The following is a 15319-nucleotide window of genomic DNA, read 5'->3' on the forward strand; positions in this document are numbered from 1 at the left end:
AACAGGTGGCATAGCGGGAACATCCTGCAGCCACCTATTTGGGCAGTGTCTTCCATAAGCCAAGTAGTTCCTTCAATGCCTGTGGCTTGTTTGCTGGTGTCGGCAATCCTGCCTGATTCAGGCTGTTCACGCCATGACATGAGGCGCAGACCCGCATTTCACCACGCTGGAAAGTAATCCAGTTGCGTTCACGGACGATGGCATTGCCTGCGGCGTCAGTACTTTGCCAGGTCAGGGCGCGACCGGCAGGGACAAAGGCGGCGGTCGATCCGTCTGCTGCGATTTTTACAGCGCCTGCGGGTGCGTATTTGCCGGTTTGCTGATATCGCTTATCCATGCTGACAGGGGTGGCGAGTGCGCGGCGGCCTGGGCGGTCTGCATAGGCACGTAACAAGTCTGCTGCAAAAATCTGGAAATAAGAGATCGGATAAATTTTTGCGTCCGGCTGTTGCTGCGAAATGGTTTTTACCCCTCCTGGCACCTGCAGATTGTACGGTTGCTGCATATCTGCCCTGTCCCGGCTGGTCTGGTCACGTGTGACGATCAGGGCCAGTTCATTTTTTTGCAGCCATGCACGCAGGTCTGCTTCGCTGACACCTGCTTCTGCCAGCACGGCGCGTTCCGGTGCTTCCAGTGCTGAAGGCGCGCGAACTGCACGGCGGTGCGGGCGAACTTCGACCGCCTCCAGTTCCCAGAGAGTGCCTTTGTATTCTTTCCTGACATTGCCTGACCACCAGCTTACCGTTTTTTGTATGCCTGTGGTCAAGGCTTCACCTGCCGCATACAGGCCGGTTTTGTTATTCTTTTGCAGGAATCTCAGACGCAGGTCTTGCAGCCCCAGCCCTTCTGCCGGTGGCAGTTTCTCCGTGGTGTGGCTGGCCAGCAAGCGACCATCGGACAAGGGCAGGGGATTACGGTAGCGGCCGCCTTCCAGAATGTCATTGGCTGATGTTGCCGTGACCGGAGTAATGATAATTTTCTCCGGGTTCATGTCAGGGCTAGCCGTTAGCCTGACCAGGTGATTGGTCGTGTAAGAAGCAGCTTCGCGAGCGTGGGTTGCGTAATAAGTGCCAGGTTTGCGCGGGTCTTCACGCAAATGAAACAGACCGCCTTCGCGCCGGATGGCAAAGGCATTGGCCGCCAGTTTGTCTGTGGTGTGCACCTTCAAGTGCGGGTCATCGCTGAAATTTGGCATGATGTAGCCAGGCGCCAGTTCATGCTGGCCCAGGTGATTCAGCGTTTCTTCGCCACTGCCATCCTGATTGATCTGCCATATCGTAAAAAAATTACTGCGAAAACCATTTACTTTGCCGTAGGGGCTGTCACCTCCTACCCTGGATTCAGGAAATTGTTCAAACCTGCTGACCAGCTTGTGCGCATTTACACCGTCATCTGCATAGTTGAAAGAATTGAAGGGTAGGGTAAAGCCATTGTTTTGTGCATCGCGATCACGGTCTGCCAATTGGTCTTGCTGTAGATGGTCCCAGCGGGTAAACAAGAGCCGGCCAAAGCTGTCTAAGATGGGATTGAACGCACCGCTGGGAGTATGGTTGAGCAATTGCAATTGACCGCTTGCCAGATACAGTTTCCATATGCCGCTAATCGTCGGCGTTGCCTCATATTCGTCAAGTTGCGGATACAGATGTGCATTGCCATTGTGTGGGCGGTCAGAAGTGAAAATGATGGCGTCATCATTGCCATGCTGCTCACCATACAGGGGTGACACATTGTTGTAGTTTTCATCCTGAAATGGCAGTTTCCTGACCTGTGCTTTTTGGTTTGGCTCCAAACCGCTGATTTCATAAATTTGCCAGTGGCCCTTGACTGGTTCACCGGCATTTTGTGGTGCACCGGTCAGCATGCTGAACACGGCTTTTTTACCGTTCCAGTGTATCGCCGGTTCGCGTACGGCGATGGCCTGATTACCCTGAAAACCTGTCATGCCCAGGCCGGCTTCCCTGGTCAGGTTGCGCAATTTGCCATCCTGGTAGCGCAACATCAGGTCACCACCGCGTGGCACTTGATCCACTCCTGTCATGTGATTGGCAAAGGCGGACAGGCGTGCAGCCTGGTCTGTCTGCATGGGGACCTGGGTAACAAACATGATGGGATAACTGGCTTCTTTCCCCGTATCCTGCAATACATCTGCCGTCGTGGTGGCTGTACTGATATTGCCTTTTTCGTCGGTGGCCGTCAGTGTATAAACGGTACTGATGTCGGGATGTATGGCAATGGTATCAAGCCCGCTGACGTCACCGGGCTCGGGACTGAGGTATAGTTTGCTGGCGCCTTGCACATCCCAGTGCAGATAGTTGTTTTCACTGGCAGTCGTGATGAGTTTGTCTGTCGCAAATGCCAGGATGGTGACTGCCGGCGAGTGTGTCGTATTTGCTTTTTGTAGTGTTTCTTTGTCTGCTTCGCCGTTCTTCCTACAAGCTGATAAAAGCAGGCCGCCATAAAGAAGGGCGATGCAGGCAAAATTCTTGTTCATGAATGGCTGGCAGGATTACAGGTTGAAGTGCCTTGATTGTAAATGAGTGTTACAAATCGTTCTTGAGTTTTTGGCAAAATTCAGTCAATCTTCCGTGCAACTACAACAAAGTTTGAATTTTACTCCCCGATTAGCCATCGTAATTTCTGCAACCATACCCTGGTTACCTGACTGGCTTTGGGGAGCTGTTCCAGTACTATCCAACACCGGGGCTGACATGCAGGCACAACCAACCAGACAGATTTCCAGATCCATCAAATTGCTCAAGCTATCGCTGGCAACAATGAGTATAGTCACTTTGCTTTCTTGTGGCGGCGGTGGAGGGAGCGGTGTCACCAGCGGTGGCGATGTCATCCCGCCCAAAGAAACGCAAGTCAATGGACCTGCCTGGTTCGGCCTTGGCCGCAATGCCCAGCATGATGCCATTTCCGGCATTGCGACCCAGCCGCTCAATCGCGTACTCTGGAAAACAGGTGTGGACCTTGCGCCGCAATATTCGGCTGGCGGTTATTTGCTGTATCACTACGGCTCACCTGTCATTACTGCAAAAAATACGGTGATCCTGCCGGTCAAATCAGAGGCAGCAGACACTTACCGGTTTGAGGCGCGTTCTGGCGGTACCGGATCACAAATCTGGAGTGTCGCCAGCGACTACATCATGCCAGCCCACCGCTGGACACCGAGTTACAACCTGACCCTGACCAGCAATAATCGCATCTACGCACCGGGCGCCGGTGGCAAGGTCTATTATCGTGACGATGCTGACTCCGCCAGTTCTACCACACAAACCCTGGTGTTTTACGGCGACGCCAAATATGCGGCAGACAAGGTGTTGATGAATGCCTCGGTATTTATCAATACACCGATTACTGCAGACGCACAAAACAATATCTACTTTGGTTTTACAGCAGTCTCAGGCAGTCCGCTGGGCCTGAGCAGCGGCTTTGCACGTATCTCTGCTGATGGCAATGCAAGCTGGATCAGTGTGCAGGGCAGTACCGACGACGCGACTATCGTCAAGCCTGCCACCAATAGCGCACCGGCGATATCGGCTGATCAGAAAACCGTGTATGTCGTCGTTAATGGCAATGCGGCAACCGCTGTGCGTCAGGCCGGTTATCTGCTGGCGCTGGATAGCGCCACCCTGGCCATCAAGAGCAAGGTGCGGCTGATGGATCCGAAAGAAAAAACTTCGGCCTTTGTATCGGATGACAGTACGGCTTCACCCACCATAGGACCTGATGGTGATGTGTATATCGGCGTGCTGGAAGCAACAGCCAATGCCCATAACCAGCGTGGCTGGTTATTGCATTTCAATGCCGATCTGTCAGTGAGCAAGACGCCGGGGTCATTTGGCTGGGATGATACGGCATCGATCGTGCCTGCCAGCATTGTGCCCAGTTACAAGGGTAGTTCCGGCTATTTGCTCATGGTCAAATACAATAATTATGCGAGGGCCGGTTCTGGCGATTCAAAAAACAAGGTGGCGATACTGGACCCGAACACTGCCCAGCAGGACACGATATCTGATCAGAAAGTGATGACAGAGGTGCTGACCATACTTGGTGCTACGCCTGATCCCAACTGGCCCGGCGGTGTGTATGAATGGTGTATTAACACTGCGGCGGTTGACCCGTTTACCCGCTCCATTATCGTCAATAGCGAAGACGGTTACATGTACCGCTGGGACCTGGCAAGCAATACCCTGAGTGAGAGGGTACGTCTGACCAGTGGTCTTGGCGAATCCTATACGCCAACCGCCATCGGCGCCGATGGTGCTGTATACGGCATCAATAATGCGGTCTTGTTTGCGGTCGGGAAGTAGGCAGTCGATTCAGGATTTGTTCCAGTAATTGGGCTGGCTGTAGGCGTGTCGCAAAAAATCGATGAAGGCGCGTATGCGCAAGGGCAGGTGACGCCTTTGCGCAAAGATCGCATAGATATCATTGCCCGGCGCATTGAATTCATCGAGTACCGTCACCAGTTTGCCACTGTCGATTTCTGCCCCGACCTCCCACATTGAGCGCCAGGCCAGGCCCTTGCCGGACAGGGCCCAGTCATGCAGCACTTCACCGTCATTGCAGACCATATTGCCTTCGACTTTTAACGTCACATTCTTGCCATTCTGGCGAAAGGTCCAGCCACGCTGGCTGCCGTCGGCGCTGAAAGCCAGGCAGTTATGCCTGCTCAGTTCATCCAGGGTTTGCGGTGTGCCATGGCGTTTGATGTAGGCAGGGGCCGCCACCACCACACGCTTGTTGTCGGCCAGCTTGACGCCGATCAGATTGGAATCTGTCAATGCGGCAATGCGTATGGCCACGTCTATGCCTTCGCCAATCAGGTCCACCACACGATCATTCAGGCTCAGGGTCAGTTTGACATCGCGGTGTTCACTCAAAAAAGACGGCATCAGCGGCGCCACATGCTGACGGCCAAAACCGGCCGGTGCAGATATTGTCAACGTGCCGCTGGCGCGGGCGCTACGCTCTGACACGGCTGTTTCTGCTGCTTCCAGGTCCGCCAGTATGCGCTGGCAATCCTCAAGAAAAGCTTCCCCTTCATTCGTCAAGGCCAGTTTGCGAGTGGTGCGCTGCAAGAGCTTGACGCCCAGTCTTTCTTCCAGCGCATCCAGTCTGCGGCCTATCATGGCGGGGGCCACCCCTTCGGCCCGCGCCGCCGCGGACAGGCTGCCGCGGTTGGCAACTTCAGCAAAAGTCGAGATTTGTTTAAATTGATCCATGGCAATTTACTATCTTCATTTGTAACTAAAATGAAAAAATGTAGTGATGAATTTGATCGATTATATGATTTTATATTGAATATACTGCTTTCATGATGTTAATCATTCAAAAAAGCAGTTAATTTCTATTTGCCATTAAACCAACATGCCTATTTCAGCGATTGCCTTTGATGCCTACGGTACCCTGTTCGACGTATATTCCGTCAGCGAACTGGCAGACAAGCTTTTTCCCGGCCAGGGCAGGGCGCTGGCAGAGTTGTGGCGCGACAAACAAATTGAATATACCCGTCTGCGCACCATGTGCAGCATGTACAAGCCATTTTGGGAAGTCACGCAGGATGCGCTGGTGTTCTGCTGCCAGAAGCTGGGCCTGGAACTGACGCTGGATGCGCAAAACAGCTTGATGGGGCAATATGCGAAGCTGAAAGCTTTTCCTGAAAACCTGTCTGTCTTGCAAGCCTTGCAGGCGCAAGACATGAAGATGTCGATCTTATCGAACGGCAATATGCATATGCTGCAGTCGGCCGTCGACGCTGCGGGCATGCAGGGCATATTCAGCCATTTGTTATCGGTGGAAGTCGTCAAGAAATTCAAGACCGCCCCCGAGGCTTACCAGATGGCGCCTGATGTGTTTGGTATGCCTGTCAAGAATATCCTGTTCGTATCCAGCAATTGCTGGGACGCATGTTGCGCCACCTGGTTTGGCTACACCACTTTCTGGGTCAATCGGCAAGCCGCGCCGCTGGAACAGCTGGGCGTCACACCACATGGTCAGGGCAGCAGCCTGCAAGACCTGATTCCTTTTATAGCAAAACACCGTTACTGATTTCGTTTTAATTTATTTTTCCGGAGACCACCATGACACAACTGACTTTACCTGAGGGCATGCAGATTACTGGCGAAATCAAGCCAGGCTTTGCCGACATCCTGACACCCGAAGCACTGGCTCTGGTCGCCAAACTGAGCCGCGCCTTTGAGCCGCGCCGCCAGGAATTGCTGGCCGCCCGTGTAGAACGCGCCAAGCGCCTGGATGCCGGTGAGCAGCCAGACTTTTTGCTAGAAACCAGGCATATCCGCGAAGGTGACTGGAAGATCGCACCTATTCCCAAAGCGCTGGAATGCCGCCGTGTGGAGATCACCGGTCCGGTAGAGCGCAAGATGGTCATCAACGCCTTCAACTCCGGCGCTGACAGCTACATGACAGATTTTGAAGATTCCAATACACCGAACTGGGATAACCAGATCACCGGCCAGATCAATATGCGCGACGCCGTGCGCCGCACCATCAGCCTGGAACAAAACGGCAAGTCCTACAAACTCAACGACAAGATTGCTACTCTGGTGGTTCGTCCACGTGGCTGGCACCTTGATGAAAAACATGTGCTCGTTGATGGCAAGCGCATCTCTGGCGGCATCTTTGATTTTGCCCTGTTTCTTTTCCATAACGCCAAAGAACAACTGGCACGTGGCGCCGGTCCTTACTTCTATCTGCCAAAGATGGAATCCCATCTGGAAGCACGTCTGTGGAACGATATTTTTGTCATGGCGCAAAATGAAATTGGCATTGCACAAGGCACCATCAAGGCTACGGTGCTGATCGAAACCATTGTTGCAGCTTTCGAGATGGATGAGATTTTGTATGAACTGCGCGAACATAGCTCTGGCCTCAATGCCGGTCGCTGGGATTACATCTTCTCTTGCATCAAGAAATTCAAGAACGACAAAGACTTCTGCCTGGCAGACCGTGCCAAGGTCACTATGACCGCGCCCTTCATGCGCTCCTATGCTCTGTTGTTGCTGAAAACCTGTCACAAGCGCAATGCCCCTGCGATAGGTGGCATGGCGGCCCTGATTCCTATCAAGAACGATCCTGAGAAAAACGAGATCGCCATGGGCGGCGTGCGTAATGACAAAGCCCGTGATGCCACAGATGGCTACGATGGTGGTTGGGTTGCCCACCCAGGACTTGTCGAACTGGCGATGACAGAATTCAAGAAAGTATTGGGCGACGCGCCTAACCAGATTTCCAAGCAGCGCCCTGACATCGAAGTCAGCGCCAAAGACTTGCTGAACTTCCAACCAGAAACACCGATTACCGAAGCAGGCCTGCGTTACAACATCAACGTCGGCATCCATTACCTTGGCGCATGGCTGGCTGGCAATGGCTGCGTACCTATCCATAACCTGATGGAAGATGCGGCAACAGCAGAAATCAGTCGCTCCCAAGTCTGGCAATGGATACGTTCTGCCAAAGGCAATTTGGAAGATGGCCGCAAAGTGACGGCCGACATGGTGCGCGCCATGATTCCGGAAGAACTGGCCAAGGTCAAGGAAGTGGCGGGTACAGGCGCCACCTATGACCGTGCAGCACAAATCTTTGAAGAAATGTCGACTTCAGAAAATTTTGCTGAATTCCTGACCCTGCCTTTGTACGAAGAAATCTGATTCAAGCACTAAAGGATTAAAGGTCATAGACAAAAACGGGCTCCGAGATAATCGGGGCCTATTTTTTTGCATACAGAAAACATTGGCTTTTGATAAATATCTTTAATTCGCCAGGCAGATCGCAGAAAAAGTCGTTTTACATCACATATTTTAACAATATGGCAATATAAATTTGCTATATTGTCACTCACTGCGCAGGCATATCCATAGGCATATCTGCTGCGGTTTGTCGTGCGGAGAAACTATCAATTTCATACTCTTTGAAAAGTGAGTGAGCAAATGAAACAATATGGCGCTGAATTCCTGGGAACATTCTGGCTGGTACTTGGTGGCTGTGGCAGTGCAGTATTGGCGGCAGCTTTCCCTGGCGTGGGCATCGGCCTGCATGGGGTCTCACTGGCCTTCGGCCTGACCGTGCTGACCATGGCATATGCAATAGGCCATATCTCTGGCTGCCACCTTAATCCGGCAGTCTCCATCGGTTTGTGGGCTGGTGGCCGTTTTCCTGCCAGCAAATTGCTGCCTTACATTGTTGCGCAAGTCCTTGGCGGTATTGTCGCCGGTGGCGTGCTTTACCTGATTGCCAGCGGCAAGGCAGGTTTTGATGTGTCCGGCGGTTTTGCCTCGAATGGTTTTGGCGAGCATTCACCTGGCGGCTATTCCATGGTGGCTGCCCTGGTCACGGAAGTGGTGATGACCATGATGTTCCTGGTCATTATCCTTGGTGCCACCGACAGCCGGGCACCTCAAGGGTTTGCACCAATCGCCATTGGCCTTGGCCTGACGTTGATACACCTGATCAGCATCCCCGTCACCAATACCTCCGTCAATCCGGCACGCAGTACCGGCGTTGCCATCTATGTCGGTGGCTGGGCCCTGCAGCAACTGTGGCTGTTCTGGATTGCTCCCATCGTTGGTGCAGTATTGGGTGCTGTCAGCTACAAGGCAATCGCAGGCGAAGCAAAGTAAAAGTAGTAGTGAATTTGACTCGGGCCTGAAAATAGCTTGTCGATTGACAGATGTCATGCATCTGCCAATCTGGCATGGTATTCTCGGGCCTTGTTCATTTCTGTTTTTATCATGCCCAGTTCCATCATCAATACCGACGACGTTATTTCAGAAACTGAAGCCTGGCTGGAAAAAGCCGTCATCGGTCTCAATCTCTGCCCATTTGCCAAAGCTGTGCAAGTCAAGCAGCAGATACGCTATGTTGTCAGTCAGGCCCGCACACCAGAAGCCTTGCTCGAAGAACTGGAGCACGAACTTGAACAACTGGCTGAAGCTAATCCCGAAAAAATTGAAACCACGTTGTTGATACATCCGCTGGCGCTGAACGACTTTCTCGATTTCAATGATTTCCTTGATGTTGCCGACGGCATGCTCGAAGAGTTGGAGCTTGACGGCATCTTGCAGATAGCCAGTTTTCATCCCGACTACCAGTTTGCCGGCACCGAGCAGGATGACATAGAAAATTACACCAACCGCTCTCCTTACCCGACCCTGCATCTCTTGCGTGAAGAAAGCATAGACAGGGCAGTGCAGGCTTTTCCTGAAGCTGAGCAAATTTACGAAAAGAATATGGAAACCATGCGCAAACTCGGCCATGACGGCTGGCGCAGACTGTTTTCCAAATACGGGAAGAAGTAAACTGGACCTATGCGAAATTGTTCCAGGCGGTTTTTGCGTCTGCCATGCACGGATCACAATGAGCGCAATATATCTCAAGCCGTCATTCCCGCCTGCTTTTAGCGGGAATCCATCGTTGATCACCCACGCAGACAGTAAAACTGGCCAGGCTGATCAGGCATGGATACCCGCCCGCGAAGGTAGGACGACTTGGACAGTAGGCTAAGCCGCAAGCTTTGGGGTGGTTTCGCGTGAGTCTTATCACCAATTCATTGTAAGCAATCAGGTCGCGACCTGATTGTTTTTCTTGTCATCAACCGACTTCTTACATTGAATTCTTATATTCATATGCAAATAAGTAATTTGCAGTCAGATTCCTATCTGGCAACGATATAAATCATTGCCTCTCTATATACTAATGGGGAGTATGCTGCTTCTCATTTTGTTTATAAGAGGTGTACTGCAGGAAAATATCTTATACCCCCATAGTTAGGCATGCCTGCCAGGCCGCGCCCTTTGCGCTTTGTGTCTCAGGGCAATAAATATGCTCTGTATTTTCATCAAATCTCTTAGCCTTATTGCCATGTATCTGTAGAAAATTTGTTTTCACTTCGACGCAAGCCAGTGTTTCTTCTGATTTTCTGCTCGCAAGTGCCTTGTTATTTTGCAGGGCAGCATGTACAGTAAGAGGTTGATTTCTCGCATTTTTCACCCTTTAGTCTTCTATCTCAGTTTCTATATCTATGGCTTTAATCGTCCACAAATACGGCGGTACCTCGATGGGTTCGACAGAACGCATCAAGAATGTCGCCAAGCGCGTTGCCAAATGGCATGATGCCGGTCACCAGATAGTTGTGGTGCCCTCGGCCATGTCTGGCGAAACAAACCGTATCATCGGCCTGGCAAAAGAAATTTCTGCACAGCCTGACCCACGTGAACTTGACATGATTGCCTCTACCGGCGAACAAGTCTCGGTTGGCCTGCTGGCGCTGGCCCTGCAAGCCATTGGCAAACAGGCAGTGTCCTATGCCGGCTGGCAAGTCGCCATCAAAACAGACTCTGCCTACACCAAGGCCAGGATTGCATCGATAGACGATGCCAAGGTCAAGGCGGACCTCGATGCAGGCAAAATTGTTATCATTACCGGTTTCCAGGGGGTGGATGACAAAGGCAATATCACGACCCTGGGTCGTGGCGGTTCGGACACCTCTGCCGTGGCTGTCGCCGCAGCATTGAAGGCGCAGGAATGCCTGATCTACACCGACGTTGACGGTGTCTATACGACAGACCCGCGCGTGGTGTCAGAAGCGCGCCGCCTGAAAACCGTGACCTTTGAAGAAATGCTGGAAATGGCATCGCTCGGCTCCAAAGTGCTGCAAATCCGCTCTGTCGAATTTGCCGGCAACTACCGCATGCCTACCCGCGTTCTGTCATCACTGACAGACCCATTAATGCCGCTGGAAGAAGAAGCCAATTCCGGCACCCTGATTTCGTTTGAGGAAGATACACACATGGAACAAGCTACCATCACCGGCATCGCGTTTAACCGTGATGAAGCAAAGATCACCGTCCTGGGTGTGCCGGACAGGCCAGGCATCGCTTACCAGATCCTGGGCCCGGTTGCCGATGCCAATATCGAAGTCGACATGATCATCCAGAACCAGTCTGTCGAAGGCAAGACCGACTTCACCTTCACCGTACCACGCGGTGAATATGTCAAAGCCATGGACGTGCTGGAAAACAGCGTCAAGGCCCACATTGGCGCCGCCAGCATCGTTGGCGATTCCAAGGTCTCCAAAGTATCTGTCGTCGGCGTGGGCATGCGCAGCCATGTTGGTATCGCTTCGCAAATGTTCCGCACCCTGTCAGAAGAGGGCATCAATATCCAGATGATCTCCACGTCAGAAATCAAGATTTCCGTCCTGATAGATGAAAAATACATGGAACTGGCCGTACGCGCCCTGCATAAAGCCTTCGGTCTGGAAAGCGCGTAAAAATTTTTGTAGCCCGCCTGTTGACCAAAATCATACAAGCAGCTATCATCACGGTCTCGATTGCAACTGAGTAGTCTTTGGTTGTAATAGTGTGGAGATGTGGCCGAGTGGCCGAAGGCACTTCCCTGCTAAGGAAGCATTTGGGGTAACCTGAATCGTGAGTTCGAATCTCACCATCTCCGCCAGCAATACTGAAAAAGCCCTTGATTTTCAAGGGCTTTTTCTTTTTCTGAATTCCTCAGTATGCCATTCGTGTTGATTTGCACTGAAAATTGCCCCACTTTGCTGGATAAATTGCATCTGAAATTGACCCACGTTTAGCACACAATCCTACTTATCTTGATGAGTAGGGAGCAGGAGTGATTGACGTGGCATTACTAGGTATTATTCGACGCTGGCACATACGTGACCAGATTCCATTACGGGAGATCGCCAGACGACTTGGCATCTCTCGCAACACTGTCCGGCGCTATCTGCGCTCTGAAGTCACTGAGCCTGCCTATGCAGAACGACAAACAGCCAGTGCCATCGACAAATATGCATTGCAGCTTTCAAGCTGGTTTAAGACAGAGACGGATAAAAATCGGAAACAATGACGCAGCCTAAAACAGCTTCATCTTGATCTGAAAAAACTGGGATTTGAAGGGGCGTATGATCGAGTGGCCGCCTTCGCCAGGAAGTGGAAGGTGGATCAAACTGACCGGGTCAATTCAGCTGGCAAACGAACAATTTAGCTTATTTTGCAATAAATTCTAACCATGGTAACATCCAAGGCTGTCCGATTGTGATTTTGATAAGCCTATGTTTCGTCACTATAATTTCCAACGTATTGTCTCCTGCGTCGTATTGATCACATTCAGCAGCCTGACGCTTTACCCATGTGCGGTATCAGCTCAAGTACACGCTGCATCATATCGGATCAAAAGTAATGTAGCACTGGGCGGAATATCGACGAAACTTTTCTCACTCACAAGCAGTTCCAATACAACGACCACTATAAAAACAAGTAGCTCAGAAGAACGACTGAGCCAGTTGCTCAAGCAAATTCAGGATGAAGTCAAAGCTGTTGCCCCTGCAGCCAGCACAGTAACTAGTACTACAACCAGCACTCCAGCCAAAACCAGCTTACTCGCGCTGACCGCTACGGCCAGCAACAACACAGATCTGGTCAATCAACACGTCAGCACCATCCGTAGTGCAAACAGCCAGATCAAAGCACTCTACAGCGATATTAACCAAAGCTTTAAAGATACAGAGCAACACCTTAAAGATGCCAAGTTATCGTCCGAGATATTGGCACGCCATAGCAAGGCAGTCGCACTGTATCAAAGCCGTCAGGCAGAGTTTGACAAAATCATGGAAAGAGTCGGCCAGGCTGATGACAAACGCCAGACCAGTGATCGTCAGGCAGCATTGGCAGACCTGAGCAGTTTCATGGACAAGTATCCGAACGCTAAGCCACATCAATATACAGACCCGAATAAACTGCCATTTGGCAGCCCGAGCAACAAAGCCAGAAAACCCAACGAAAGCAAGGCCCAGTACCAGGCCAGCCTGTTCCCACCTAAGTACGACAAAGTTATGCTGGCCGGGCAAATACCGGATGGCTTGAAACTGGCGCAAGCAACACTTCCCGATGTACCAACCGCCCAGGACATCGCAGAGACAGAAGATGTGCAACTGACACCAGCCATCAAGGCGCAGGCGGCAGCACTCAACAATAACCCCGTACAAATCTATAACTGGGTCAGAAACAACATCAGTTTCATCCCCAGTTACGGCAGCATACAAGGCAGTGAACTGACTCTGCAAAACAAGCGTGGCAATGCTTTTGATACGGCCAGTCTGCTGATAGCTTTGTATAGGGCTGCAGGCACGCCAGCACGTTATGTTTACGGCACAATTGACGTGCCAGCAGACAAAGTCATGAACTGGGTAGGCGGCGTCACTAAGATTGAAGCAGCGCAAAGTTTGCTAGGTCAGGGTGGCATACCCAACATAGGACTGGCTAGTGGCGGCAAGATTAGCACCATCCGCATGGAACATGTCTGGGTAGAAGCCTTTGTTGACTACACTCCCAGCCGTGGTGCTGTGAACAAAAATCCCAATACCTGGGTACCGATGGATGCCAGCTTCAAGCAGTATGATTTTACTGCGGGTATGGACATCAAAAACAAAGTCCTGGTCAATAGCCAGAATTTGATGACACAATTACAGCAAGGCGCCACTGTCAATGAAGCAGGTGGTTATGTGCAAAACTTGAATCAGACCAATCTGCAAACGCAGATGAACAGCTATCAGATCCAGGTACAAAACTACATCAACAGCCAAAAAGTCAATGCCACCGTGGGTGACGTACTGGGAACACAAAAGATCAAGACAGAAATCTATGACATCCTGTTGGGAAGTTTGCCTTACAGGGTAGTCACTACAGGCAGTGAATTCCAGACCCTGCCAGACAATCTGCGCTGGAAGTTCAAGACCAACCTCTACCCGGCAGATGGCATCAGCACCAGCGATACCCCCGTCATCGAATTGAACCGTAGCACACCGCAACTGGCGGGCAAGAAAATCACGTTAAGCTTTGTGCCAGCGACGCAGGCAGACCAGGATTTGATCAACAGCTATTTGCCCAAGGCTCATGCAGATGGCTCGCCGATTCAGCCTGGTGAGTTACCAACTTCTCTGCCAGGCTATCTGCTGAACATGAAAGCAGAGTTCAGGGTAGAAGGGCAGGTTGTCGCCACCAGTGCCAACAGTTTCACGATGGGTAGTTCAGTCAGACAAGCCAACCAGTATTTCAATCCAAGTACAGGTGCCTGGGATGGTGGGGATGATAATGATATTACTGTGGGTGAGTATGATTCGATTGGATTGGATTTGCAGGGAGTTGGTGGTCAGCAAGTCAGTGATTTTCGGGTAAAAATGGAAGGCGCTAAAGCAGCACTCCTTAAATACCAGCAGAACCAAAGCGACGCATCAACTATCAGCGGTATGACCAAAGAAGATATTACTGGAAATATCTTACAAGCGGGAATGTTGGGTTATTTTGCACAAGTGGATGTAAGTGACAAGCTCACGGCTCGTATGGGAGGCAACATAGTCACCTATCGTCAACCAAGCTACGGACGCTTCTTTGTGTCAGCAGAGCCAAATAATTTTTATGGGGTTGTTCGTAGCGTTAGTTTTCCTGGGGTTGTTATGGATGTGGACTATTTGCGTTATCACACTGTCGCAAAGGATTTCAATCCATTAGCAATTTTTCAATTCATGCGACATGCTGGTGCTGATGCGTCTGTCGCAGAAAGTGCTGTACCAGAAGTGCTATTCCGGAATCCAAATCTTGCTATTAACGATCCCATGCAACCTAAGGGATTTTCAGCAGTAAAAATTCTGAATATTGCCGCAACACTTGGCCAAAAAGTGTACTTGCTCAATAAAAATAATAAAGCATTGCATAATTCAATTTTACAGAATTTACAGATAGGCCAAGATGTTAAATTGGAAATTACCAATGCCCTGGCGACCGGGAAAGAGGTTACAGTTCACGAAACTAACATTAGTTCGAATGGCTGGACTGGAAGCGGGTACATTATTATGGACCCGGTTACCGGGGCAGGGGCTTACAAGATATCTGGCGGTGCAAACGGTGGATTTACTGCGCTTGACAAGATTGGATTCGCCTGCCTTTTAATCGCAATTACTGCTTTAATAATTGCATTAAGTGCTATTTTAATAGAAGTAGTAGTGATTTTATCGGTTGGTGGGGAAGCGTTTTTAGCCGCAGATGCTGCTGGTGCGGCGATTATTGGTGAAGGTTGGGCAAATGAGTATTTCGTAGCAAGATGGCTTACCGGTGCACTTTCTGCCGAAGGTTTAGGAGCCGCAGGCGCTCAAGGAACAGGGGCATATATTACCAATTGTTTAGGTGAGTCACTTGTCATGCTTGGATACACTCCACAAGAAGTGCTTGCGTTGTTAGGTGCATTGGCTGGTGGAAGTGCAGGATCACTTTTTCCATGA

10 protein-coding genes and 1 tRNA gene are annotated in these 15319 nt (G+C 50.8%); 9 read left to right on the forward strand and 2 right to left on the reverse strand.

Annotation, left to right across the window (positions count from 1 at the left end; genetic code table 11):
• Positions 1-34: 34 nt before the first annotated feature.
• A complete protein-coding gene (locus LZ463_RS12710; RefSeq protein WP_241456101.1) occupies positions 35-2491 on the reverse strand; it encodes an HzsA-related protein in 2457 nt (818 codons plus the stop codon).
• Between the two features lie 217 nt (positions 2492-2708).
• Between LZ463_RS12710 and LZ463_RS12715 the strand changes: the two genes are divergently transcribed.
• Entirely contained in the window at positions 2709-4316 is a 1608-nt protein-coding gene (locus LZ463_RS12715) for a hypothetical protein (RefSeq protein ID WP_241456102.1), read from the forward strand.
• A 9-nt stretch (positions 4317-4325) separates the two neighbouring features.
• Here LZ463_RS12715 and LZ463_RS12720 read toward each other — a convergent pair whose 3' ends face one another.
• Entirely contained in the window at positions 4326-5231 is a 906-nt protein-coding gene (locus LZ463_RS12720) for a LysR family transcriptional regulator (protein ID WP_241456104.1), read from the reverse strand.
• 145 nt (positions 5232-5376) lie between these two features.
• On the opposite strand from LZ463_RS12720, the gene LZ463_RS12725 reads away from it, so the two are divergent.
• The 8 genes from LZ463_RS12725 to LZ463_RS12760 all read left to right on the forward strand — a co-directional run bounded on the left by LZ463_RS12725 (position 5377) and on the right by LZ463_RS12760 (position 15319).
• A complete protein-coding gene (locus LZ463_RS12725; RefSeq protein ID WP_241456105.1) occupies positions 5377-6057 on the forward strand; it encodes a haloacid dehalogenase type II in 681 nt (226 codons plus the stop codon).
• Positions 6058-6089: 32 nt separating this feature from the next.
• Positions 6090-7676, forward strand: coding sequence for a malate synthase A (gene aceB, locus LZ463_RS12730; RefSeq protein WP_241456106.1), 1587 nt, complete (start codon positions 6090-6092; stop codon positions 7674-7676).
• 279 nt (positions 7677-7955) lie between these two features.
• Positions 7956-8645 carry an aquaporin Z gene (gene aqpZ / locus LZ463_RS12735; RefSeq protein WP_241456107.1) on the forward strand — a complete coding sequence of 230 codons (690 nt, stop codon included), beginning with the start codon at positions 7956-7958 and terminating at the stop codon, positions 8643-8645.
• 111 nt (positions 8646-8756) lie between these two features.
• Positions 8757-9323, forward strand: a complete 567-nt coding sequence (locus tag LZ463_RS12740; protein WP_241456108.1) for a DUF1415 domain-containing protein — start codon at positions 8757-8759, stop codon at positions 9321-9323.
• Between the two features lie 722 nt (positions 9324-10045).
• A complete protein-coding gene (locus LZ463_RS12745) occupies positions 10046-11296 on the forward strand; it encodes an aspartate kinase (protein WP_241456109.1) in 1251 nt (416 codons plus the stop codon).
• Positions 11297-11389: 93 nt separating this feature from the next.
• Positions 11390-11481 (forward strand) — tRNA-Ser (locus LZ463_RS12750).
• 183 nt (positions 11482-11664) lie between these two features.
• Positions 11665-11892: a helix-turn-helix domain-containing protein gene (locus LZ463_RS12755; RefSeq protein WP_241456110.1), complete on the forward strand. Its 228-nt coding sequence runs from the start codon at positions 11665-11667 to the stop codon at positions 11890-11892.
• A 205-nt stretch (positions 11893-12097) separates the two neighbouring features.
• Entirely contained in the window at positions 12098-15319 is a 3222-nt protein-coding gene (locus tag LZ463_RS12760) for a transglutaminase-like domain-containing protein (protein WP_241456111.1), read from the forward strand.

Source organism: Undibacterium paludis (assembly GCF_022568815.1).
Classification (GTDB): domain Bacteria; phylum Pseudomonadota; class Gammaproteobacteria; order Burkholderiales; family Burkholderiaceae_D; genus Undibacterium.